Source organism: Pontibacter sp. HSC-14F20 (assembly GCF_019599265.1).
Lineage (GTDB): Bacteria > Bacteroidota > Bacteroidia > Cytophagales > Hymenobacteraceae > Pontibacter.
Genome location: NZ_JAHZTC010000002.1, coordinates 84,782 through 109,399, shown reverse-complemented (window position 1 = coordinate 109,399; position 24,618 = coordinate 84,782). Strand labels below are relative to the sequence as shown.

The following is a 24,618-nucleotide window of genomic DNA, read 5'->3' as shown; positions in this document are numbered from 1 at the left end:
TCCAGTGGACTTGTGCATTTAATTCCTTTTCAGGCGCCATGCCTTTCTCGTGAAGCGCAATAGCAGGTATAGCGCAGGGTCAAGATGCTGCACAGGTATAAGTAAGACAGAAAATCACTATATTGTCCGATGGAAAAAGTGCACGCCTACACCTGTTTTTCAGGGATATTTTATACCTGCTTCAAGGTAAAAAACCAGCATGCAGGCATCCTACAACGTAAATCATATACGGCGCGTTAATCGCTTTCCCAATCCCTACTATGAATATATTACAAGATCACCCCGCTCCGCTTCAACATCTACTCAGAATCAGTTTGCTGCTGTGCATACTTTGCTTTTTCAGCTGCCGCAGCAACAGCGACGAACTGCGCTTGAAAGGCAAGAACTTTGAGCAGGAAATAGCCCGGGAGCAGAACCTGGTATTCACCTTCGATAAAGATTTGGTCAGTGATTCGCTCCTGAACCAGTGGGACACGATTCCATACCTGAGCCTTACGCCAAAGGTGGCCGGAAAGTATAAATGGACAGCGCCGAATGAACTGGTTTTTTCCCCTGACAAGCCTTTCGCCCCGACCACCAACTACAAAGCAGAACTAACCGAAAACCTGCTCCGCCACACGGCTGAGAAGTATACTATACCTGCCGGGCAGGGTATCACCTTCCATACCCCCTACCTCCGGCTGCAGCAAGTGAAAAGCTATTGGGTGGCCAATGAAAACAGCCCGAACCAGTTGGAGGCGAGTTTGCAACTGGATTTCAATTATCCGGTGCTTTTCCAGGAGTTGCGGGAGCATTTGCGGGTATACGCCGGTACCAAAGAACTGCCAATTGAGCTGGCCAGTGGCAACCGCGACAACATCACCATTCGCGTAAAAAATGTAGAGGGGCAACAGGACAAGGAGATTCCGCTGCGCCTGCATATTTCCCAGGGCCTGAGCGTGGCCGGCAGTACCAACCAAACCGACCAGACCATAGAGCAGGATATCCTGTTGCCAAGCCGCCAGCGCATGATGGTGACAGAAGTAACAACCGCTTTGGAAGAAGGTCAGGAGCGCATTTACATTCTCACCACACAACCTGTTACCAACAGCAACATCGGCAACTTAATAGAGGTCAGTCCGAGGCGTGAGTATACCGTCGAGCGCCTGCAGAATGGGTTGGTACTGAAGGGTAATTTCAACCAGAGCAGTACCTATACCCTGACCCTCTCCGGCGACCTGGCAGGTATGGAAGGCAAACCGATGGGCCAGCCCTACCGGCACAGTGTTACTTTTGCTGATACACAACCCGGCATCAGTTTCGCCAACGCCAAAAGTATTTATCTGAGCAGCCAGGGCGCCCGTAACATTGCCCTTAACCTGAACCAGGTGCCGCGCATTAAAGTGAGCATCAGCAAGGTATACGAGAACAACATTCTGCACTACCTGCGCGAGGGCAAAATGTACGATGGCTACTACGACGAAGCGACGGAAGAATACTACTCCAGCTCCTACTACGATGTGAATGAGAACAACGGCAACACCCTTTTTGAGCGCGAGTACAGCACTGAAAGTCTGCGCAAGCAAGGCAGTTCTTATCTGCTCAACCTCAACCTGCACGACCTCGATTTCGACAGTCAGTTTAAAGGTTTGTATGTGATCACTGTGGCCAGCACCGACAAAAACTGGCTGAAGGATTCCAAAATTGTATCCGTTTCGGATATTGGTTTGATCGCCAAACAGGGCAAGGATGAAGTAGTGGTTTTTGCCAACTCTATCCGCGAGGCGACAACGATGGATGGGGTGGAAATTCACTTCATCAGCACGAACAATCAGGTGGTGCACAAAGCCACTACTGACAAAGATGGCGTAGCCCGTCTCAGCAACACCAGCCAGACAACGCCGGATTTTAAGATCGGGATGATCACGGCCCGCAAAGGAGATGACTTTAATTACATGCCTTACAGCCAGACGCAGGTGAATACTTCCCGTTTTGAGGTGGGCGGCAAACGCCTGAACGAACTCAACTACGATGCCTTTATCTACGGCGACCGCGACCTCTACCGCCCCGGCGACACCATCCATGTCAACACCGTGGTGCGTACACCGGATTGGAAAACAGTGGCCGGACTTCCCATCAAAGTAAAACTGCTGCTGCCCAACGGCAAAGAATACCGAAGCACCAAAGGTAAACTCAACAAGCAGGGCGCCAGCGAAACCAACTTTATACTGAACGGGGCCGCTGTGACGGGTACCTATACCCTAGAAGTGTACTCGGGAAACGACGTGCTGCTCAACGCAAAGAAAATAGGTGTAGAAGAGTTTATGCCCGACCGCCTGAAAGTGACTGCAGCCCTGAACAAGGAAACTTACAACGCAGGCGAGAAACTTATCTTGAACCTGACTGCGCAAAACCTATTCGGTCCGCCGGCTGCCAACCGCAATTACGAAACACAGCTCAGCCTCAAAAAGAAAATTTTCGAAGCCAAACGCTATCCGGATTTTACATTCGACATCCATACCTCTGGCTCCATCAACATCCAAACCAGCACTCGCCAGGGCCAGACTGATGCGCAGGGCAAAGGACAAGAGGTGTTTGAGCTGGAGAATTTCCAGGATATCGGCTTGCTGGACGGTTCACTCTATACCACGGTTTTTGATGAGACAGGTCGCCCGGTAAACCGCCTCAACAAATTTGACGTGAGCACGCAGCAGGCCTTTTTCGGTATCAAGAACTTCGATGAATACGTGAGCACCCGCCGCGCCATGAACATTCCGCTGATCGCGCTTAACCGTGCAGGTAGTCCCATTAATACCACAGCCCGCGTGCAACTGGTGCGCTATACCTACGAGTCTGTGATTGAGCGGCGCAGCGACGAATACAACTATAAATCGCAGCGCAAAGAAAATGTCATCGTCAGCCAGAACATCGCCTTACCTGCCACCGGAGCTACGTTCAATTTCACACCTGTTTCCTCCGGACAATATGAAATACGCGTGATGCGGCCGGGTGCCCAGAACTATGTGGCGCAGGAGTTTTATGCCTACGGCTGGGGCGATACCGAAAGCACCTCCTTTGCCGTGAACACCGAAGGCGAAGTAGACATTTCGCTGGACAAGGAAAAATACGAGGTAGGTGACGAGGCAAAAGTGCTGCTCAAATCCCCATTTGCAGGCAAGATATTGGTAACCGTGGAGCAGAACAAAGTGCTCAGCTACTACTACCTTAAAACCGATAAAAAAGCCGCCTCGCTTACCCTGCCGATCAAGGACGAGCACCTGCCAACAGCTTACATCACCGCCATTGCGCTGCGCCAGGTAAAAGACAACCAGATGCCGCTGACCATTGCCCGAGGATTTAAACCTTTAACTGTTACCAGGAAAAGTACGCAGCTGGCTGTTACTATACTTGCTCCTGAAACTTCCCGCTCCAGCAAGGTGCAGCAGGTTAAGGTGAAAACGGCTCCGAATGCAGAAGTTACGCTGGCTGTGGTAGACGAAGGCATCCTGCAGATCAAGGATTACCAGACGCCAGACCCACATGGCTTCTTCTATCAGAAACGTGCCTTAGAAGTTGCCGGCTACGACCTATACCCATACCTGTTCCCGGAACTGGGCGGGCGCTCCAGCACCGGCGGCGACGGCTACGATCTGGCAAAACGCATCAACCCGCTCACCAACAAAAGGGTAAAACTGGTATCGTTGTGGAGCGGGCAGTTAAAGGCAAATGCCAATGGCGAAGCGACTGTAAACGTGCGTATACCTGAGTTTTCAGGAGCGGTCCGTATGATGGCCGTTGCTTACAAGGACAATGCCTTCGGTTCTTCTGAAAAGATGATGCGTGTCTCGGATCCGGTGGTGATCAGTACGGCCCTTCCTCGTTTTGTGAGTCCACGCGATACGATATTGGTGCCGGTAACGCTAAGCAATACCACCACTACCAAAGCCACTGCCAGCAGCACCATTTCGGTGACAGGCCCTTTGCGTCTAGTTGGCGAAACCAGGAAATCAGCAGGTATAAATCCAAACGCAGAGGCGCAGGTGACTTACAAACTAGTGGCCACACCTGCCATTGGTCAGGCTACGGTGAAAGTACAGGTCAATGCACTTAACGAGACTTTTGCCAGCAATACTGACATCACCGTTCGACCTATCGCGCCGCTGACCAAAGTAACCGAGGCCGGCAGTGTAAAAGACGGCGCCACCGCTGACATCAAACTAGCTAACGATTTTATACCTTCGTCGGTATCGGCTAAGCTGGTAGTGAGTCGTTCGCCGCTGGCACAGTTTACCGATGACATTACCTTCCTGCTGCGCTACCCGCATGGTTGCCTGGAGCAGACAACTTCCACGGCTTTCCCGCTGCTATACTACACTGACCTGGCCCGTTCGCTGAACCAGGACCAGAAGAGCCGCACCTTTAACCCGAACTACCTGGTGCAGGAGGCCATCACTAAAATTGAGCTGATGCAGCAGTACGACGGCGGCTTTACCTATTGGCCCGGCGCCACTTATACCGACTGGTGGAGCAGCACCTACGCCACACACTTTTTGCTGGAGGCCAAGAAAGCCGGCTTCCCGGTAACCCAGGAGGTGCTCGATAAAGCCCTGCGCTACCTGCAGCAAAAAGTAAAAGCCAAGGCCATGGAAGAATACCGCTATTACGATGCCAGTCGCCAAGTGCAGAGCAAGTTCATCGCAGCCCGCGAAACCACCTACTCGCTGTATGTGCTCAGCATCGCCGATAAAGTGGATTGGTCCACGATGAACTACTACAAAGCCAAACCGGAATTGCTCTCTTTAGATGCCCGCTATTTGCTGGCCAGCACTTACGCCCTGAACGGCAGCCGTGAAAGCTTTAATCAGATCCTGCCCCGCTCCTTCTCCGGGGAAACCTCTGTACGTGCGCTCGGTGGCAGCTTTTACTCACCGATCCGAGACATGGCGATCTCGCTGAACAGTTTAATAGAAGCTGATCCGGAAAATCCGCAGGTTGGAACGATGGCAAGGCACTTATCGGATGAACTACGCTCCAAGCGCTGGTACAACACCCAGGAACGTGCTTTTGCCTTAATGGCCTTAGGCAAGCTTTCGAGCAGAAACCAGGGCAGCCAGACAGCGCAGGTATACCAGAATGGCAAAATGATCGGCACTTTCTCGGGCAAGGACATGACGCTGTCTAACAACATCGGCAGCGGCCCGATCAGCATTCGTGGTAAGGGAACAGGCTCTTTATACTATTTCTGGGAACTGGAAGGTATCAGCCAGAGCGGTGATGTGAAGCGCGAAGACAATTACCTGCAAGTGCGAAAAACCTTCTTTGACCGCAATGGCCAGGAGATCACCAACAACACGTTTAAGCAGAATGATCTAGTGGTGGTGCGTGTGGAACTGCAGTCGCTGGATGGCAGAAGTATGCCGAACATTGCCATCACAGACATGCTACCCGCCGGTTTCGAAATAGAGAACCCGCGCCTGATGACTGCCCGCGAGTTTGGCTGGATAGAAGCCCAAAAACCCGCCACCCCGGACCACATCGACATCCGAGACGACAGGATCAATCTTTACGCCACTGCCAAGCCGCAGCCGCAGTATTTTTTCTATCAGGTGCGTGCCGTGTCGAAGGGTACTTTCCAGTTAGGACCAATTGGGGCAGATGCCATGTATAATGCGGAGTATCATAGCTATTCGGGAGGTGGAGTAGTGAGAGTGAGGTAAGTAAATAACCCGACATGCCAACACAACATCCAAGGTACAACCCAAGCCATCGGCTGCTAAAGTATAGCAAGCCCTGGCTCCGGTATACGCTATACCTTATGTTACTGCTTTGCCTTGCCTTTGTTACTCTCAACTATCTCTACCCGCTTAAGGTAAACATCCCTTACTCCCCTGTTATCACTGCTTCGGATGGCAGCGTGATTAATGCTTTTCTGAGCCGGGATGATAAGTGGCGGATGCAGCTGGAGCCGGACGAAATAAATCCTGTCCTCAAAAAAGCGGTGCTGCTGAAGGAAGACAAATACTTCTATTATCACCCGGGCATTAATCCCTTCGCCATCACGCGGGCGCTCGCCAACAACATTTTTCAAAATAAGAAAACTTCCGGTGCTTCCACCATTACCATGCAGGTGGCCCGGCTGCTATACCCGCAGCAGCGTACCTATGCAAACAAGCTGATGGAAATGTTCCGGGCGCTGCAATTGGAGTGGTATTACAGCAAAGACGAAATCCTGCAGCTATACCTGAACCTGGTGCCTTTTGGCGGGAACATCGAAGGTGTGAAGGCGGCTTCTGTTTTATACTTCCAGCAATCGCCCAAGCAGCTGAGTCTGGCGCAGGCGGTCACGCTGACGGTTATTCCGAACAAGCCTTCCTCGCTGCGGATTGGTGAGCAGAACGAGCGCATAGTGGAGTTTCGGAATAAATGGCTGCGTTATTACCTGGCGCAACAGGCTTTTCCGGTATCGGATATTGAAGATGCCTTGCTGGAGCCGCTGGAAGCACGTCGTCTGGATGCTCCGAAAGTAGCACCGCACTTTGCCTACCGCATGTACCGCAGGTATAAGAATCAACCCATCATCAAAACCACGCTTAGCCTGCAGGTGCAGGAAAAAGTGGAGCAACTGGCCTATAACTACATGCAGCGGCTACGCTACCAGAATATTCACAACGCGGCGGTGCTGGTCATCAATAACCAAACCAAGGCAGTAGAAGCCTACCTGGGCTCTGCCGATTTTAACGATTTTGCGCACCACGGACAGGTAGATGGTATTCGGGCAGTTCGCTCACCGGGCAGTACCCTGAAGCCATTTCTTTACGCCACCGCCTTTGACAAAGGCCTCCTCACCCCAAAAGCTGTGATCACCGACGTACCTGTGGACTATGCCGGGTATCGCCCGCAAAACTACTTTGGTAATTATAATGGCAACGTCACCATAGCCCACGCGCTGGCTACTTCGCTCAACGTGCCTGCCGTAAAAGTGCTTGACCTGGTGGGTGTGGATGCTTTTGTGCAGAAGCTGAAACAGGCCGAATTTTCGGAGATGAAGCGAAAGGGTAACCAGTTGGGCCTGTCGTTAATATTGGGAGGATGTGATGTAAAACTGGAGGAGTTGACCTTGCTGTACGCCGCTTTGGCCAACCAGGGAAGGTATAGTCCCGTCAAGTGGCTGCAGCAGGATTCTACCCAACAGGAAGCACAAATTCTGTCGCCGGGGTCGGCCTTCATGGTCAACCAGATTCTGACGCAGCTCACGCGACCTGACCTGCCGCATAACGCTCATAACAGCCCGAACCTGCCCAAAATCGCCTGGAAGACTGGAACCTCTTATGGCCGCAAAGATGCCTGGAGCATTGGCTACAACAAAAAGTACACAGTGGGGGTTTGGGTTGGCAATTTTTCAGGAGAAGGCGTACCCGAACTCAATGGCACCGACTCGGCCACTCCCCTGCTTTTCGACATCTTCAACAGCATCGATTATAACTCCACTGACGGGTGGTTTCAACAACCTAAAGACATTGGTTTAAGAGTGGTTTGCGCAGAGAGCGGCAGCCCCGTTAACAGCTTCTGCAAAAATCAGGTACTGGATAACTTTATACCCGGCATCTCGTCCACGCAAAAGTGCAGCCACCTGAAAAACATTACCGTGTCCGGAGACAAGCGGTATAGCTACTGCACCAGCTGCCTGCCACCAACAGGTTTTGTGCAACAGTTGTACCCTAACCATGCGCCGGAGCTACTCACCTTTTACGATGCGGAGCGCATACCTTACCAGCAGATTCCGGCACACAACCCCAGTTGCCGCCGCATCTTTAAAGAGCACGCTCCGGTTATCACCTCGCCGGCTGCAGGTATGGAGTATCTGCTTGAGCAGGAAGAACGCCAGCAACTGATGCTGCACAGCAACACGCACAACGAAGTTAAGCAAGTATACTGGTATATCAACGATAAATTTCTACGTGCCACACCCGCTAACGAGAAGGTTTTTTTTGAGCCACAAAAGTCCGGCAGGTATAAGATTTCCTGCACCGATGACCGGGGAAGGAACACGGACAGTTATATCACTGTGAGGTTTCTGTAGGTATACCGTTCAGGCGTATTTACACGTAGAGCAGGCGTTCGCCTTTGTTGTAAGCTTTGTTGTGGAGGTAAAAAAGGGTTGTGATTATGGCTTTTCTGCGGTGTGCCCCGGATGCGCATAAAAGGAGATATCTAACGCTGATACGGAATGGTGCAAAAGTGTCAAAAAGCCCGAAAACAACAACGCCAGACCGTTTTTGACGATCTGGCGTTGTGTGAAAGTGATCCCGTTTGGATTCGAACCAAAGACCTACTGCTTAGAAGGCAGTTGCTCTATCCAGCTGAGCTACGAGACCAGCGTCCTTAGGAGAGCGTTAGCTCTACCCTTAAACAAAAAATTTCGGAATTGCTTCCGAAATTTTTTAAGTCGGGGTGGCAGGATTCGAACCTACGACCTCCACATCCCAAATGTGGCGCGATACCGGGCTACGCTACACCCCGAACTATGCTTCCAACTCCGGTCAGCGATTGTGTCGCCGTTAATGTTGAACGCGGTGCAAAAGTAAGCGAAGAATTTAAATTGTCAAAACATTTTCAATTTATTTTTTCCGCTTGCGGAGGAGGGGGGATTCGAACCCCCGGTACCGTTTCCAGTACGGCAGTTTAGCAAACTGCTGGTTTAAGCCACTCACCCACCCCTCCGGGTCTCTCCCTGCTGAAGAGATTGCAAACATACTACATTAAATTTGCTCACACAATAGCATACCCCAAAATTTTAGCAAATAAACCCGCCTGGTATACCTCTAAACTCCCTTTTCTAAAACTAACTACCTGATTCTATTTAGCTTTCTGATGCCAGATTTTTTTTAAATAATTTAACCTGACACCCTCTTTTCACTACGCCACACGGCATCTGCTCCGCCACCTATACCTGTATCTGCTTTCTGCGCCACGCAAAAGTCCTGTACATTGGCTTTCCTTTCTTATATTTGTCATCGGGCAATTGCCTGATTCTGCTCAACATGACCTGGTACCAAACGCTAACACTGCTCGAAATCCTGTTCGGCATCCTCTTCCTGGGGCTGTACATCGGGTATCTGTGGCGGGTACAGAGGGTATCGGCTTTTTTTGGGCAGCGCCCGCATGGTGTCTGGGTGAAGTTCGTGCTGCGACACGCCTATGTGGTCCTGCTCATCATTGCCATCCTCGGGCCCTCTTTTGGAGCCATGAAAAAAGAGATCAAAACGATCGGCAAGGACATCTACATCGCCGTGGACCTTTCGGCCTCTATGGATGCCAACGATGTGCAACCCTCCCGCCTGGAACGGTCCAAACGTGATATCATACGATTGATCAGCCGCTTCAATTCCGACCGAATCGGACTGATCGTATTCGATTCGGAAGCTTATCTGCAAAGTCCTCTTACCTACGACCAGCAAGCACTCACGCTCTATACCCAAACCTTGCGCACGGGTCTGCTGCCACATGGCGGAACCAGTTTTATACCTGTGCTGGAGCTTGTATCCCAAAAATTCGGGCAAGCCGCTTCGCCGGGGGCAAGTGAGCAAAAGGCCCGCATTCTGGTGCTCATCAGTGACGGAGAAGATTTCGGAGGTCGAACCTCCGACTGGGCTGACAGGCTACGTGAACAAAACATACGGGTATTTGCCCTGGGCATCGGCACCACAGACGGTACGCAGATTCCGGTTGGGACATCTTATAAAAAAGATCGGGAGGGCAATCCTGTCATTACGCGTCTGCACCCCGAGGGACTGGAGCAACTGGCAGATGCGACCGAAGGCGAGTACTTCGAGGTAAATGGCCGCATTAGTGAAGTCAGCCGCCTAATCAACGCCATCAACAACATAGAAGGGGAGCTGCGCGAAAGTAAAACCATTGATGTAACTGCTAACAAATACATTTACCCACTGGCCCTGGCCCTGATCCTCATCCTGCTTGATCTACTGATCACTGTTAAACTGATCAGGATATGAAAGCGTTTGTGGCAGTTATTCTGTTTATCGGGTTTCTGTCGGGGGGACTGCGCTCTATCTCGCTCATGAACGAACACGCAGACCTGGCTGCAGCGGCTTATAAGCGCGGCGATTACATTGAAGCGGTGGCCTCGTACGAATATCTGCTCGAAGACCTCGATGTGCAGGATGACCAGGTACGGCTTAACCTGGGGCATGCTTATTTCCGGATAGGTGAGCTACAGAAAGCGCAACAGCAGTATACCTTGCTGGCCAACCATGCCACCCGCCACATCAAAGCGGTTTCACTTCTACAACTGGGCGCCATTTCCGCACAAAGCAAAAAGTACAAGCAGGCCCTCTCCTACTTTCGCCAGACGCTGATCGTGGAGCCGGGCAATGAAGCGGCCAGGTATAACTTCGAGCTGATCCAGAAACTACTGGAAGAACACCCTGAACTGGCCCGGGCAGATGCAGAAGACGAGGACTTGCCTGCTGATCAGCAAGCGGCCCAAAACCAACCGAAGCCCCAACAACAGAAACCCGAAGAAGTAGAACAAGTGGAACAGCCCCGCAAAAACCCCGACAGCGAAGGCGACCAGGAGGCGGAAGTAGATAAACCTGAGCAAGATGACCAGGGGCAACAGCAAGAGCAGGGAGGAGCAGGTCAGGAGCAGGATGGAAAGGAAAATGGTAAGCCGGCTGAGAAACAGGAGATCAGCGGTCAGGAGCCCGGTGAGATGCAAGGGATGAACCCCGAGAGCAACTTCGACCCGAAACAGCTGGAACGGAGCCGTAGCGCGGAGCCGCTTTCTGATGCAGAACAACGGGCACAGACCAGAAACAACCGACTGCAACAGCACAACATCAACCCCGAAAAGGCCCGTCTGATGCTGGAAGCCATGCGCAGCGCAGAACAACAGTATATCCAGCAGCTACCCAAAAAAGCGACCCGAAAACCTGATCCTACCAAACCGGATTGGTAAGCTCCAATTTGGAAATAAAAAACCGCTTGGTTTATTTTGCGTATTCACAAGCATGATGGATACAGCTTTATCTAAATCGGAACGCACACGCCAGCTTATTATAGCACAGTCAGCTCCCCTCTTCAACCAGAAGGGCTTTGCCGGCACGTCCATGCAGGATATTATGGCTTCCACCGGTCTGACGAAAGGAGGAATTTACGGGCACTTTGAGAGCAAAGAGGAAATTGCCTTGGCCGCTTTTGAACATGCGTCCGGCATCATTACCCGTATGATCGGAGAGCGAATTGCAGGTAAAGAAAGTGCTTCGGATAAGCTGCAAGCTATTCTGCAGTTTTATAAAACTTACCTTTTTTCCCCTCCTGTGCAAGGAGGTTGCCCTGTTTTGAACACATCTGTTGAGGCTGATGATACCAATCCCCTGCTGCGGGCAAGTGTTGTCAAAGTGCTTAATAGGCTCCATAAAACCGTCGCCAATATTGTACTGCAAGGTATAGCGAGTGGTGAATTCAGACCGGAAGCGGACGCACACAGATTTTCCATTCTGTTTGTAAGCATGATTGAAGGCGGCGTGATGCTTTCTAAAGCCTACGGCGATAACAAATACCTCAACACGGTTATTTCTCAGCTGGAGCACATGCTAGATTCTGAACTGAAAATCTGATTTTTTTTAATCTAAAATAAACCAATCGGTCTTTTTTAATCACTTTTATATATGGAAAAAGCTTATAACAAAATACTGGAAAGTAAGGCACTGATCCGCTTCGAGGACTGCGACCCATTCGGCCACCTGAACAACGGACGCTACATAGATTATTACCTGAATGCCCGGGAGGATCAGCTGCGCGACAACTATGATCTGGACATTTATGCGATGGGGAAAACGACAGGCAAAGCATGGGTGGTCACGTCCAATCAGATCGCATATCTGCGCGAAGTGAAGTTTATGGAAACGGTGACGATCAAGACCTGCCTGCGCTGGTACAGCAGTTCTGATCTGATGATGGAAGGCCAGATGGTTGACCCGGAGACAGGCGCCATCATCTCCATTATCTGGACACGATTTGCCTACATCGACATCCGAAAAGGTCAGAAAGCAGAGCACAGTGAGGAGCTCACCAACCTGTTTGGCAGCGTCGCTGTACTTGGAGAAGGAAAGCCTGCCGAATACTTTGAAGACCGCGTGAAAGAACTGCGAATATCATCGCTGGTACTGCCGTAAAACCAGGTATACCGGCTAAACAGAAAGGCACTTCAACAATAATTTTTGTGCTAATCACAACATAGTTTTAGCTAAGGAGTATAAGGAACTCATAGCACAAAATATAACTATGAAAACGGGCAGCTAGAACTAGCTGCCTTTGTTTAGCACAAAATATAACTATGAAAACGGGCAGCTAGAACTAGCTGCCTTTGTTTTTTTCAGGTGTTTTAAAGCCTGGCCTCAGGGGTATAAGCCACCTCCAGCACGAAGCCATTCGGATCACGAAAATCGACGGTATAATAGCTTGCGCTATAGTAATAGTACGGCATCTCCTGCGGACCGCGTATAATCTCAGCATGTTGCCTCTGCAGCCACTCCCCTACCTGATCAACCACTTCCCGACTAACGGCATGAAAACAAATATGCCGGACGCCCAGGCTATCATAAAATGCGACAGGCATTTGCCTGAAAAAGATTTCGTGCTGCCCGCAGCTAAAGGATGTTTCGTTGAGCGCGTACCAGCCGATCATCGGAAATAACTCGCCATAGAAAAGCACCGATTCTTCCAGGTTTTTACCCAGAACTCGATATGGTTGATGCCGGGGCCGTAAGGGTTTTTCATCTTTAAAGCTGCTTTGCTCAAGGTATAAGATCTAGCTGTTTTCCAGAATTTCCTTTAGTTTTTTCAGATCCTTGACATTGGCTTTACGCATCATGGTTGCCATAAAGGGAGCAAACACTTTAGAGAACCCGGACGGCTGCCCGGCATTGCGCAGGGTCATGTGTGTACTGCCGGAATTGATCGCCTCCCAGGTATAGGTGGTTTCCATCGGAAATGGTTCTTCGGCCGTTCGCATCACCATTTTTTGCCCCGGAACATAGCTTATAATTTCGTAGGTATAGGCGAGATTTTGACCCAGAAAGTGCGCGACGAAAGCGACCTGCGAACCGACAACCAGGGGCTTCGACTTCTTCCATTCCACCGACTTGATATTATCGTACCACACCGGCGCATTATCCGGATCTGCAGCATAAGATGACACTTCGAAAAGTGGTCTGTTAATATCTATTTCAGTGACGATATCTACCATATAATTCTGACGCCTGCCCGCCTATTTACACAGCCTGATTAAGCTTTTCTTACAAACTCAGACTTAAGCCCCATAGACCCAAAACCATCTATCTTGCAGTCGATGTTATGATCACCGTCGGTTAGGCGAATATTCTTCACTTTTGTTCCAGCTTTCACTGGTTTCGGCGCACCTTTCACAGGCAGGTCTTTTATCACCACAACCGTGTCGCCGTCCTGCAGTTGGTTACCGTTCGCATCCACTACTTTTAAGCCTGCTTCTTGTTCCTCTTCAGCCGGATTCCATTCGTTGCCGCACTCCGGACAAGCGTAAAGTTCTTCGCCCATGGCGTAACCGTAAGGTGAACTACATTTCGGGCACTGTTTCAATTCTTCTGACATAACCGTATTGTGTTTTTATTCTTTTATGCTTGTGTATAGCGAGTGAATGATAAAAAAGGCAACTCCTTTCCCCATCCATAACAATTTATTCAGCTATATCTGACAACAGCTAATATACTAACAATCCTGCAATCCCTGCCTTTTCTTACTCCCATAAAAGTTTAATTGCCTAATTCGCATTGCGTATACTTGCACAAAAAACACCGCATGTCTACTAAACCCGAAGCACATTACCGGAAACTGGAAAAGCTATACCTGAGCGCTAACGTACAACAACTGTTCAGTGGCAGCAGTATTGAGGTGTCGCATAGCAGGGCTGAAATCAGTTTGCCTGTAGACCCGAAGTACTTCCACGGGGCACAGGCTATACATGGCGCTACCTACTTCAAACTGCTCGATGATGCCGCCTACTTTGCAGTCGCTTCACTGGTAACAGATGTGTTTATTGTCACTTCTTCTTTTCAGATCAACCTGCTACGGCCGATAAACGCAGGTATACTGAAAGCCGTTGGCACAGTGCGTTCTGTTGGCAAAACTCTTTTTGTGGCAGAGGCTACTTTGTATAATGAAAAAGGGAAAGAGGTCGCTTTCGGGACAGGGCAGTTTATGCGAACCACCCAGCGCTGGGACAACTTGCCGGGCTGGGAAACAGACTCACAGGTATAACAACTCTGCAGGTATACAAATAAAAAAGGAGCCACCCGTAGGCAGCTCCTTTCTTGTTCAGGTATAAATTTTTCAACTACTCTTTCGGAGCGGAAGAAACCTGTGGTTCGGTCAGTTCAAAACCATAGTCTTTTCCTTTGAGCAAAGTCGGCACACCCTGATCAAGCCACTTCGGAGCCGGAGCGCCTTTCAGGTAATGGTCGAAGAACTGCGACATACGCACCGACAAATCTTTTCGGTTTTTGCGCTGCATCAGGTTATGGTCTTCTCCATTGTACACGAGCATCCACACCGGTTTCTCGAGACGACGCAGCGCCATAAAAAACTCGATGCCCTGGTACCACGGCACAGCACCGTCCTGATCGTTGTGCATAATCAGCAAAGGTGTTTTCACACGGTCAGCAAAGAAGAGCGGTGAGTTCTCGATAAACTGCATTGGCTTTTCCCATAGTGTACCGCCAATGCGGCTCTGCGTACGCTCATACTGGAACTGACGGCTCAGGCCTGTGCCCCAGCGGATACCGCCGTAAGCACTCGTCATGTTCGACACCGGCGCACCGGCCATTGCAGCCTTGAACATGTTGGTGCGCGTCACCATGTAGGCGATCTGGTAACCGCCCCAACTCTGCCCCTGTAGCGCCATGTTCTTATCATCCACGAAGCCCTGCGACACAATGCTCTGCACACCCGGTATGATACAATCCATGGCGCTCTCGCCCGGATAACCTTCGGTATACACGATGTCCGGCACAAACACGAGGTAGTCGTTGCTCACGAAGTACGGAATGTTGATGGTAGAGGCGCTTGGCGCCGGCACGCGGTGGTTGTGTATACCGTCAGAGGAACGCTCATAGAAATACACCATCATCGGGTACTTTCGCTTCGGATCAAAATTCTCCGGCTTATACAACAGGCCTTCCAAAGGTATACCATCCGTTGATTTCCAGCTTACCAGTTCTACATTGCCCCACAGGTAGTCCTTCATCTGCGGGTTGGCATCGCTCAGTTTCTCCACATTAGCAAAGCTCAGGTCGGAGGTATAGAGATCGTTGTACTCCCGGAAAGAACCCCGGCGGAATGTGGTGCGGTCGCTGTTTTTGGCCTTTTTGAACGATGTATAACCGTTTGGCGTCATCACCAGTTTCTCCGGCTGCATTATTTTGCTCACATGGTCGCGGAAGAAGCCGGCTGACTTGTCGGTGTGGTTGAAAGCACTCAGGTATAGCGTTGCATCGGCAGGTATAAACTTCTCTTCATTGTCGAGTTTTTCGTAACGCAGGCTCAGCTTGTTTGTACGGCCATATTTGTCGGTCAGGTTCTCAGGCGCTTTTTTGCCGCTTGGGTCCAGCTTCCAGATGTCGAAACGGTCATACACCAGAAAAGCATTGTCTTTTTCTACCCATCCAGCCGTGCCGTAGGAGCCTGGCAAAGCGGGCACGTCGTTATCCTCTTCATAGAAAGGCAAGCCGATGCGCTTGGTCAGGTTGATATTGGCGCCGCCTTTGGTGGTCATGGCATGCCAGCTGCTGTCAGTAGGTTCGTACCAGTATACATACTGCCCCTGGGGCGACAGACGTGGCATACCTCTCGTCTCGGTCAGAATCTGCTTTGAAGTTCCTTTTTTCAGGTCGATCAGGTAGGAGTCTTTGCGGGTTGGGGTGTCATACCCAATGGTTACTTTATACTTCTCATCGCTCACACCTAGCGCTACGTCTGCCTGGCCATAAGCGTCCAGGTATACGTCAGGCATTTCGAGGGTGGCAAGCTGCTGCATTTTCTTGCCGCGCAGGTCATATAACGCCAGGAAAGAGCGCTTCTGATCACGGCTGAGTTGCTTGATCTGCATCGGTTGAATCAAGGGATCTTTGTAACCCCAGATGTCGAGGTTCACCTTTTCTTCTTCCAGCTTGGTGGTGTCTTTTTCGAAGCGGGTCGGGCGCGGGAAAGTGCCAAAGAACAAACGGCGGCCATCTTCCGAAAAGCGCAGGTTGCCATGTTCGCTCACCATCCAGGCCGCAGGCATTCCTTTGGTTACCGTATCGGCCAGCGTAACTGCTTTATTATCTTTCTTGTTCCAGTGGTAGAGGTTAAAATAACGCAGCTCCGCTCCTACAGTGTCGGTGGTTGCTACATAGGCCAGTTGCTCACCTGCCTTGTCGGTGCTGATACCTTTGTAGGTCACTTTGCCCGTGTCGATCGGCATTACTTTAAAGTCGGCGGTATTGAAAGCGTATACCCCGGCTGTGTGAAGCGAGTCGAGTTCGTCCTTTACGAAATAGAGCATATTACCCTTCTCGGCGAACATGTAATCCACTACGCGGTTAAAGCGATGCTCCTTTCCGGTTTGCAGGTTGCGCAATACCAGCTCCGTACCTTCCGACTTTTTCTGCTTCGGCTTGGCAGCCGGTTTCGCAGCAGTTGCTTTTGAAGCCTCAGTTTTCGGGGTCTCAGGTATAGCAGGTTCTGTTTTGGCTTCTCCTTTTTTAGTTGTCTCTTTTTTCGCCGGAACCGGCTTCTCCAGTTGATAGGCTACCCAGTTGTTTCCCTCTTTCGGCAGCTTAAAGGATTTCACGCGCGGCACTTTCACCACGTTCATGTTCTCCAGTGCCACAATGGCCAGTGAGTCTTTTGGCAGGTCGTCGCCTTTTTTCTTTTTCAGTTTGAGCGCACGCACTGTGTTATACTCCGGCTTGATCTGGAACACGGCATAGCGACTGTCGTTGGTGAACTCTGCTTTGGTACCACGGGCAAACTCGCGCATGGCCTTGCTGGCGTAGTTTTTAATAAATAAGGCACCATCGCCTTCCTGCGGGTCAACGTTGAAAAGTACATACTGGCCGTTGTTGGAGAGTCTGTCGCCACCAACTGCCTTCCAGCTGTCGTATACGTCGTGGGTGAGTGGTTTTTTGGTGGTTTGCTGTTGTGCCTGTGCCTGCGTAAGGCCAGTACCAAACAGCGCCATCAACAATAGGAGTTTCTTCATTGTAAAAGTTTTGGCTATCGGTTAGCGGATTTGATTGGTTCTGTAATGTACAAATTATTTTGCGGCTGCCCGCGTTATACCCTTAGAGGCAACTCCAGTAGGAAGGTTTAAAGGCCGCTGGTCCTGCCAATGCATTAATATACTTGCCAAACCCGACCTTGCCACCTAACAATTTAACAATTAAACCATTTAGCCTTTAGCAAACCATTTACCTAACGATTGTTTGGTTTTCAGCTCGAATCCTGATAATTTCACACTATAAAACTATTACACACAATCTTATGCAAACGAAGGAAGTATATATTATTTCGGCTGTGCGTACCCCGATCGGAAGCTTTGGCGGCGCTTTAGCCAGCCTTTCTGCCACCGAACTGGGAGCAGCCGCCATCAAAGGTGCGCTCGAAAAAGCCGGTGTTGACAAAAATCTGGTGCAGGAAGTAATCATGGGCAACGTACTTTCGGCCAATGTTGGTCAGGCTCCTGCCCGTCAGGCTGCCATCAAGGCGGGTCTGGGTTACGAGGTGGAGTGTACAACGGTGAACAAGGTATGCGCATCAGGCACGAAAGCGATCATGTTTGCGGCGCAGGCGATCATGCTGGGTCACAAAGACGTGATCGTGGCAGGTGGTATGGAAAGCATGTCGAATGTGCCTTACTACCTGGACAAAGCGCGTTTCGGTGCCAAATTAGGCCACGGCCAGATGACCGACGGACTGGTAAAAGATGGTCTGTGGGATGTTTACAACGACTTCCATATGGGCAATGCCGCTGAAAACACGGCCCGTGAGATGAAGATCACCCGCGAAATGCAGGATGAGTACGCAATCAGCTCTTATAAGAAATCAGCAGCTGCCGCCGAGGCAGGTATGATGAAGGACGAGATCGTGCCGGTAGAAATTCCGCAGCGTGGCAAAGATCCGATCATGGTATCAGAGGATGAAGAATACAAAAAAGTAAGCTTTGATAAAATAACCGGACTACGCCCTGTTTTCGACAAAGCAGGTACGGTGACAGCCGCCAACGCCTCTACTTTGAATGACGGTGCCGCTGCCCTGGTACTGATGAGCAAAGAGAAGGCTGAGGAACTGGGTGTGAAGCCAATCGCGAAGATCCGCGGTTTCGCTGATGCCGAGCAGGACCCGATCTGGTTCACCACAACACCAGCGTTGGCTATACCTAAGGCATTGAAAAATGCGGGTGTATCAGCTGAGGAAGTTGACTTCTACGAGATCAACGAGGCCTTCTCGGTAGTATCTATTGCCAACAACCAGAAACTTGGTCTGGAAGGCGGCAACGTGAACGTGTTTGGTGGGGCCGTATCATTGGGTCACCCACTCGGTGCTTCCGGTGCCCGCATCGTGACCACACTTTGCAACGTGCTCGACAAAAAAGGCGGTAAGATCGGTGTGACCGGTATCTGCAATGGCGGTGGCGGTGCCTCTGCTTTGGTGATCGAAAAAATGTAATTGCCTGAACAGGTATATTTTTTGCAGGAAGCCTTACGTTATTTCGTAAGGCTTCTTTTTTTTACTTGGGCTTGACTAAATTAAAAATTAGAAATTCAGAATTAGAAGTGGCGAGCAAGGCTACCTATAGACTAGCTGATCTCCCTTTTTGATTCAAAAGCTCAAAATGGTGTAGCGCTGAACCTAAACATTAAACTGTTTACTGTACTTTTGGTGTTTATGCATTTTAGATTGATATGTCGTTAAAAACCGAACTGGCCAAATTTTGGGAATGGGCCAACATGACGCCCGACACTTACAACGATGAAAGAGGATTGGGTGAATGGGAAGCCGGGTATCCGGGTTGGGATGCTTTGTACAAAGCGGCCGACGAAGCATTGGTTCAGCTCAACCGGGAATTCAACCATGATCTGGCACAACTGCTGGTGTATGCGCTCGCCATCGACAACGAAGCAGGTATAGTGCTTAAAAGAGTGGAAGAGAAACTGGAGAATAAGCTCCGTTTTGTGCGAAAGGCCGTTTTTTCTGATCAACCACAGGCAAGGTGGCAAATGGCTGAATTGCTTGGCTATATTGATGTGGAGGGCTGCGAAAAAATGCTTCTTCACCTGATCAACAGCGAACCCGACAAATATGTAGTCCGTCGCGCATTGCTGAGTTTGAGCAAAGTCAACAATGCCAAGGCGGTGGAACTGGCTCAGAAATATGTAAGAGACACCGACCCGTTTATGAAGCTAGTCGCTAAGGAAATTACCAAAAAGAAGGTATAGGTATATGTAGTCAAAAGCCTTTTTGACAAAGGACCTCTTAAATCCCTTTACGCTTGATTTGTAATGTATACCTGCTTTGTGGTGGCGCACTATTTATTCAAATGCTGAAAGAAGCAACATAAGTTTGAATTAAAATACACCCGAAATTCTACTGTCTTTTGTCAGAAAATCATCTGCCCTGAAACCTAACCATAATTAACAGTCACATTTAGTACCCATGTCGAAATTGTTTTTAATCTTACCTGCTGTTTTGCTTGTCAGTGCTTCTGCTTACGGGCAGTCCACGCGCAAAGTAGTGACCTACCACGACCAGTCTATGGCGACGGTGAAAGAGGTATACTACATGACGCCAGACTCGGCGATTGTGGGCTACTACAACCGCTATTACCCGACTGGTGAGCGGGAGGCCTTTGCCAAGTTTGTAGAAGGCAAAAAGGATAGCGTGTTCACCGAGTACTACCAGAACGGACAGCCCCGCATGCAGGTAACCTATGTGCAGGATCAGAAGCAGGGACCCTTCAAAGCGTTTCATCCGGATGGCCGCTTGTTGCAGGAAGGCAACTACGACAAAGACCAGCAAAGCGACGTGTTCAAGACATTTTATGCCGATGGCAAAGTGCGTAAGGAAACGTCTTTTGTAAACGGTTTTCCGGAGGGACTGGTACGCGAGTTTTATCCGAACGGCAAGCTTAAATCGGAGATTACCTACCAGAACAGTCAACAGAACGGTCCGGCCAAAACTTACTACGAGAACGGCAACCTAGAGACCGAGGCCACTTACCGCAATGGTATGCTGGAGGGCTCTTACAAAACCTATTTCGACAATGGTCAGTTGGAGACAGAAGTGATCAATGTGGCGGGTCAACGCAATGGCACGTTCAAGAGTTATTACCGCAGTGGTAAACTGAGCACCGAGGGAAGCTTCGCGTCAGGTAAAATGCACGGACCTTCCAAAGCTTACTTCGAGAACGGCAACCTGCGCAGCATGATCACTTACCGCAACGGTCAGGTTCAGGGGCTTTCGCAGGTATACTTCGAAGATGGCAAACTGAAAGAAGAAGGACAATACAGCAACAACGGTGATGACCGCAGGATCACAACCTACTACCCTTCCGGCAACATAAAAGCCGAGGAGCAATACAAAAACAAACTACGCACCGGAAACTGGAAAGCTTACTATGATGCACCCGGCAAAAAAGTAGAGGTAGCTGAAACCTACAACGCCGACAAACTGACGGGCGAGCGCATTGTTTACTATGAAAATGGCCAGGCCAAAGCGAAGTATACCTACGGCAAAGGCGACGGCAAAATCGTGAGTAGTCAGGAATTCTATGAAAGCGGCAAGCTAAAGTCTGAGACAAGTTATAAAGACGGTCTGCGCTTCGGACCTTACAAGCAGTACTTCGAAGACGGCAAAGTGGAAGTAACCGGTCAGCACCGCAACAACAGAGCCACCGGCACCTGGAAATACTACAACGCAGAAGGCAAAGTATACAAGACCAGACTTTACCGAAATGGTGAGGTTGTGGAGGAGAAAGAGAAGTAAGGTATAGGTATAGCTACAGGTATAGGAAAGTCCCCTGCTCAGTGTGAGTGGGGGACTTTTTTGTTTGAACTAGCTCGCTTCAACTTATTGTCCTTATAGCACATGCAGTTTTTTAGCTACAATGTCTATATTTAATATCGTAAATTAAATCAGAAATTCACGTCATAAATGCAGGTATACAAGACGGCAAAGGGGCCAGCAATTTTCGTTTTCATTTTTGCTCCACTCATCATATTGCTGGGTATTTTGAGTCTAATTGTACCCTTCATGGAAGACAATAACTTGCCACTCATTTTTTTATTGTGGCCAATGGGTTTGTTCATGATTGGATTCTTTACAATCGGATTACTTAATACGATTAATGGTAGAATTATTGTACATGACGATAGAATTCAGGTGATTAAAACATTTTCTGATAGAGAACTTTATTTTGATGAAATAAAGGGATTTAAAGTCACAATTAATAATATTATCATTGAATCAGCCACATCGGATAAGAAAAGCCTTAAGTTCTATTCCTCCATTAAGAACTTATCTGAACTAGTGGATTTACTCACCAGATATTACCCTAACCTCGATGATCTGAAAATAGAAGCGGACACACAGCAGATCTTATCTAATGAACAGTACGGGCACACGCTTGAGGCAAGAGCGGCTAAATTTCGATCAGCTCAAAAGAAAGCTAAAATATTGAATTGGACAGGCGGATTGGCTGGTGTCTGGACATTTTTTTACCCAATTCCATACGAATTCGCTATACTCACTTCCATTGCCATACCTGTTCTAACTCTTATCAATTTAAAATTCTCAAGTGGGCTTTTCAGAATTGACGAAAATAATGAGAGCGTTCATCCATCTTTGTCTTGGGCTATATTTGCCCCTAGCTTCGCGCTTGGGTTAAGAGCACTTCTAGATTTTAAAATTTACGATTTCAATAATGCAGGGCTGTTTACCTCAATTTTAGCTGTCGCTTTATTGAACATTATTTTTTTACGCAATCGTGAGTTTAATTTTAAAAAAGCGAAAGATTACCTAGCCGCATCCAGCATTTTAATAGCTGTGGTTTGTTATAGTTATGGTGCAATCATTACCCTGAATTGCTATTACGATAAATCAGATAGCAAAATATACAAGGCAACCATAGTAAATAAACGCATCAGCACGGGCAAGAATACTTCTTATTATCTTGAACTTACAAACTGGGGCACCCAAGACAAAAACGAGGAGGTGTCCGTAGAACAAGAATTTTACAATCAAATTGAGAACGGAGATCAAGTAACCATATATTTTCAAAATGGTTGGTTCAATATTCCTTGGTTCTTCGTTTCCGATTGATCCATCTCATTTCACCCATGCTCTTCCGCAAAGCCACAACCTCCGACATTCCTCAACTCCAAATCATCCGCCACTCGGTAAAGGAAAACATCCTCTCCGACCCGACATTGGTAACCGATGAACTCTGTGCGCTATACCTGACGGAGCGCGGCAAAGGCTGGGTGTGTGAAGTGGAAGGACAAGTCGTGGGCTTTGCTATCGTCGACCTGCAAGACTATAATGTATGGGCCTTGTTCCTGCTGCCGGAGTTTGAAGGACAAGGTATAGGAAAGCAACTGCACCGCATCATGCTCGACTGGTATTTTCAGCAAACAACAGAAACCATCTGGCTGGGCACAGACCCCGGCACCAGGGCCGAACAATTTTACCGAAAGCAAGGCTGGCGTGAAACAGGTATACACGGCCGTTCCGAGATCAAATTTGAGATGCACTACGACAAGTGGCTGACTCATAAAAAGTCCTGAACAGTTCACCTCCTTTTAAGACTGCCTCCGACTTTTGCCCGATTTCTTCCGTATAGACGAATCATTTTTAACTAACCAAAACCGATTCGCTATGCTGGAAGAGCTATGGTATAAAAACTCAATCATTTACAGTCTCGATCTGGAGACGTTTATGGACCTGAACGGCGACGGCGTGGGGGATTTCGAGGGACTTGCTCGTCGCCTCGATTACCTCAATGCCATGGGTATCGACTGTATCTGGCTCGCCCCTTTCCAGCCCTCTCCCAACAAAGACAACGGCTACGACATCTCAGACTATTATGGAGTAGACCCACGGCACGGCTCGAGCGGGAATTTTGTGGAGTTTATGCACCAGGCCAACAAGCGTGGCATCAAGGTGATCATCGATCTGGTGGTGAACCATACCTCCGATCAGCACCCCTGGTTTCAGGACGCACAGAGCAGTGAAAATGCGCTGCACCGCGACTGGTATGTGTGGAACAAAACAAAACCGTCGGACTGGAACGAGGGCATGGTATTTCCGGGCGTGCAGGACTCCACCTGGAGCTACAATAAAAATGCAAAATCCTGGTACTTCCATCGTTTCCATAATTTCCAGCCCGACCTCAACTGGGACAATCCGGATGTGCGGGCCGAGATCAAACGCATCATCGGTTTCTGGTTACAACTGGGCGTATCCGGGTTTAGAGTAGATGCAGTGCCTTTTATGATCGAGTCGCCGGAACCAAACACCAGCAAACACGAACTCAACTTTGACTACCTGCGCGAGATTCGCCGCTTTGTGCAATGGCGCCAGGGCGATGCCATACTGTTAGGCGAGGCTAATGTGCTGCCCGAGGAAAACAAAAAGTATTTTGGCGAAGAAGGAAATGGCATCCACATGATGTTCAATTTCTACGTGAACCAGCACATGTTCTACGCATTGGCCACCTCCAATATTGATCCGCTGATTGATGCGCTGGAGGAAACCCGTACCAATTTCCCGACGGTGCAATGGGCGCACTTCCTGCGCAATCACGACGAACTTGACCTTGGTCGCCTGACTGACGAGCAGCGCGAAGAAGTTTTTGCCCGTTTTGCGCCGGACGATGACATGCAGCTCTATGATCGGGGTATACGTCGCCGTCTTTCCACCATGCTCGGTAACAGGCAGCAAAGCGAACTGGCCTACAGCCTGATGTTCTCACTGCCGGGTACACCTGTTATCCGCTACGGCGACGAAATAGGGATGGGCGACGACCTGAGTCTGAAAGAACGTGACGCAGTGCGCACCCCCATGCAATGGACGGATGATGACCAGGCGGGCTTCTCTACCGCCGACAAACTGGTGCACCCTGTTATTGACAAAGGCCCTTATTCCTATCACCACATCAACGTCGAGAACCAGCGCCGCGAACCTGAATCGCTCCTCAACTGGATGACCGCCCTGATTCGCCTACGGCAGGAATGTACCGAAATCGGGTTTGGAGACTGGCAGATTTTAAAAATGAACAAGCCTAACGTACTCTGCATGCACTACAGCTGGCAAGGCAGTTCGCTGATCATCCTGCACAACTTCGATGAAAAAGCGCATGAAGTCATACTAGACCTGAAACAGGAAAAGAAAGGCGAGCAGGAGAAAGAGCAAAAGCTGATTGACCTGATGGTGAACTACGTGAGTGAGGCCGATGACAAAGGCAGGCACTACATCACTTTGGAGGCTTACGGCTACCGCTGGTTCAGGGCAGGCGACCTGAGTCATTTACTGAAAAAAGGGTAA

General features: G+C 49.5%; 17 protein-coding genes and 3 tRNA genes. 13 read left to right on the top strand and 7 right to left on the bottom strand.

Annotation, left to right across the window (positions count from 1 at the left end; translation table 11 throughout):
- Positions 1 to 260: 260 nt before the first annotated feature.
- Both K3G39_RS03100 and pbpC read left to right on the top strand, forming a co-directional pair.
- Positions 261 to 5,696, top strand: coding sequence for an alpha-2-macroglobulin (locus K3G39_RS03100; RefSeq protein WP_220624710.1), 5,436 nt, complete (start codon positions 261 to 263; stop codon positions 5,694 to 5,696).
- Between the two features lie 14 nt (positions 5,697 to 5,710).
- Entirely contained in the window at positions 5,711 to 8,059 is a 2,349-nt protein-coding gene (gene pbpC / locus K3G39_RS03095; protein ID WP_220624709.1) for a penicillin-binding protein 1C, read from the top strand.
- 221 nt (positions 8,060 to 8,280) lie between these two features.
- Here pbpC and K3G39_RS03090 read toward each other — a convergent pair.
- The 3 genes from K3G39_RS03090 to K3G39_RS03080 form a co-directional block, all read right to left on the bottom strand.
- Positions 8,281 to 8,354: transfer RNA gene (locus K3G39_RS03090), tRNA-Arg, on the bottom strand.
- 71 nt (positions 8,355 to 8,425) lie between these two features.
- A tRNA-Pro gene (locus tag K3G39_RS03085) sits at positions 8,426 to 8,499 on the bottom strand.
- 114 nt (positions 8,500 to 8,613) lie between these two features.
- A tRNA-Ser gene (locus tag K3G39_RS03080) sits at positions 8,614 to 8,700 on the bottom strand.
- A 320-nt stretch (positions 8,701 to 9,020) separates the two neighbouring features.
- On the opposite strand from K3G39_RS03080, the gene K3G39_RS03075 reads away from it, so the two are divergent.
- From K3G39_RS03075 to K3G39_RS03060, 4 genes are read left to right on the top strand one after another with little or no spacing between them, the layout of a single operon-like run.
- Positions 9,021 to 9,992 carry a VWA domain-containing protein gene (locus tag K3G39_RS03075; RefSeq protein ID WP_220624708.1) on the top strand — a complete coding sequence of 324 codons (972 nt, stop codon included), beginning with the start codon at positions 9,021 to 9,023 and terminating at the stop codon, positions 9,990 to 9,992.
- Complete coding sequence (locus K3G39_RS03070) at positions 9,989 to 10,957, top strand: aerotolerance protein (protein ID WP_220624707.1); 969 nt, start codon at positions 9,989 to 9,991, stop codon at positions 10,955 to 10,957. The genes K3G39_RS03075 and K3G39_RS03070 overlap by 4 nt, the downstream gene beginning before the upstream one ends.
- A 52-nt stretch (positions 10,958 to 11,009) precedes the next feature.
- Positions 11,010 to 11,618: a TetR/AcrR family transcriptional regulator gene (locus tag K3G39_RS03065; RefSeq protein ID WP_220624706.1), complete on the top strand. Its 609-nt coding sequence runs from the start codon at positions 11,010 to 11,012 to the stop codon at positions 11,616 to 11,618.
- Between the two features lie 51 nt (positions 11,619 to 11,669).
- The gene (locus tag K3G39_RS03060; protein ID WP_220624705.1) at positions 11,670 to 12,176 is read left to right on the top strand and encodes a thioesterase family protein; all 507 of its coding nucleotides are present in this window, start codon (positions 11,670 to 11,672) and stop codon (positions 12,174 to 12,176) included.
- Positions 12,177 to 12,385: 209 nt separating this feature from the next.
- On the opposite strand, the gene K3G39_RS03055 is transcribed toward K3G39_RS03060, so the two are convergent.
- From K3G39_RS03055 to K3G39_RS03045, 3 genes are all read right to left on the bottom strand, one after another.
- Positions 12,386 to 12,715: a VOC family protein gene (locus tag K3G39_RS03055; RefSeq protein ID WP_255593852.1), complete on the bottom strand. Its 330-nt coding sequence runs from the start codon at positions 12,713 to 12,715 to the stop codon at positions 12,386 to 12,388.
- Between the two features lie 96 nt (positions 12,716 to 12,811).
- Positions 12,812 to 13,249 carry an SRPBCC family protein gene (locus K3G39_RS03050; protein WP_220624704.1) on the bottom strand — a complete coding sequence of 146 codons (438 nt, stop codon included), beginning with the start codon at positions 13,247 to 13,249 and terminating at the stop codon, positions 12,812 to 12,814.
- Between the two features lie 38 nt (positions 13,250 to 13,287).
- The gene (locus tag K3G39_RS03045; protein WP_220624703.1) at positions 13,288 to 13,629 is read right to left on the bottom strand and encodes a zinc ribbon domain-containing protein YjdM; all 342 of its coding nucleotides are present in this window, start codon (positions 13,627 to 13,629) and stop codon (positions 13,288 to 13,290) included.
- Between the two features lie 207 nt (positions 13,630 to 13,836).
- On the opposite strand from K3G39_RS03045, the gene K3G39_RS03040 reads away from it, so the two are divergent.
- Complete coding sequence (locus K3G39_RS03040; protein WP_220624702.1) at positions 13,837 to 14,295, top strand: PaaI family thioesterase; 459 nt, start codon at positions 13,837 to 13,839, stop codon at positions 14,293 to 14,295.
- Between the two features lie 76 nt (positions 14,296 to 14,371).
- Here the strand turns inward: K3G39_RS03040 and K3G39_RS03035 are convergent, their stop codons facing one another.
- Entirely contained in the window at positions 14,372 to 17,278 is a 2,907-nt protein-coding gene (locus K3G39_RS03035; RefSeq protein WP_220624701.1) for a prolyl oligopeptidase family serine peptidase, read from the bottom strand.
- A 281-nt stretch (positions 17,279 to 17,559) separates the two neighbouring features.
- Between K3G39_RS03035 and K3G39_RS03030 the strand changes: the two genes are divergently transcribed.
- The 6 genes from K3G39_RS03030 to K3G39_RS03005 all read left to right on the top strand — a co-directional run bounded on the left by K3G39_RS03030 (position 17,560) and on the right by K3G39_RS03005 (position 24,618).
- The gene (locus K3G39_RS03030) at positions 17,560 to 18,744 is read left to right on the top strand and encodes an acetyl-CoA C-acyltransferase (protein ID WP_220624700.1); all 1,185 of its coding nucleotides are present in this window, start codon (positions 17,560 to 17,562) and stop codon (positions 18,742 to 18,744) included.
- A 236-nt stretch (positions 18,745 to 18,980) separates the two neighbouring features.
- The gene (locus K3G39_RS03025; RefSeq protein ID WP_220624699.1) at positions 18,981 to 19,514 is read left to right on the top strand and encodes a HEAT repeat domain-containing protein; all 534 of its coding nucleotides are present in this window, start codon (positions 18,981 to 18,983) and stop codon (positions 19,512 to 19,514) included.
- A 217-nt stretch (positions 19,515 to 19,731) separates the two neighbouring features.
- On the top strand, positions 19,732 to 21,060 hold the full coding sequence (locus K3G39_RS03020; protein ID WP_220624698.1) for a toxin-antitoxin system YwqK family antitoxin: 1,329 nt from the start codon (positions 19,732 to 19,734) through the stop codon (positions 21,058 to 21,060).
- Between the two features lie 267 nt (positions 21,061 to 21,327).
- Entirely contained in the window at positions 21,328 to 22,395 is a 1,068-nt protein-coding gene (locus K3G39_RS03015; RefSeq protein WP_220624697.1) for a hypothetical protein, read from the top strand.
- A 17-nt stretch (positions 22,396 to 22,412) separates the two neighbouring features.
- Entirely contained in the window at positions 22,413 to 22,859 is a 447-nt protein-coding gene (locus tag K3G39_RS03010; RefSeq protein WP_220624696.1) for a GNAT family N-acetyltransferase, read from the top strand.
- 91 nt (positions 22,860 to 22,950) lie between these two features.
- Positions 22,951 to 24,618, top strand: a complete 1,668-nt coding sequence (locus tag K3G39_RS03005; RefSeq protein WP_220624695.1) for an alpha-amylase family protein — start codon at positions 22,951 to 22,953, stop codon at positions 24,616 to 24,618.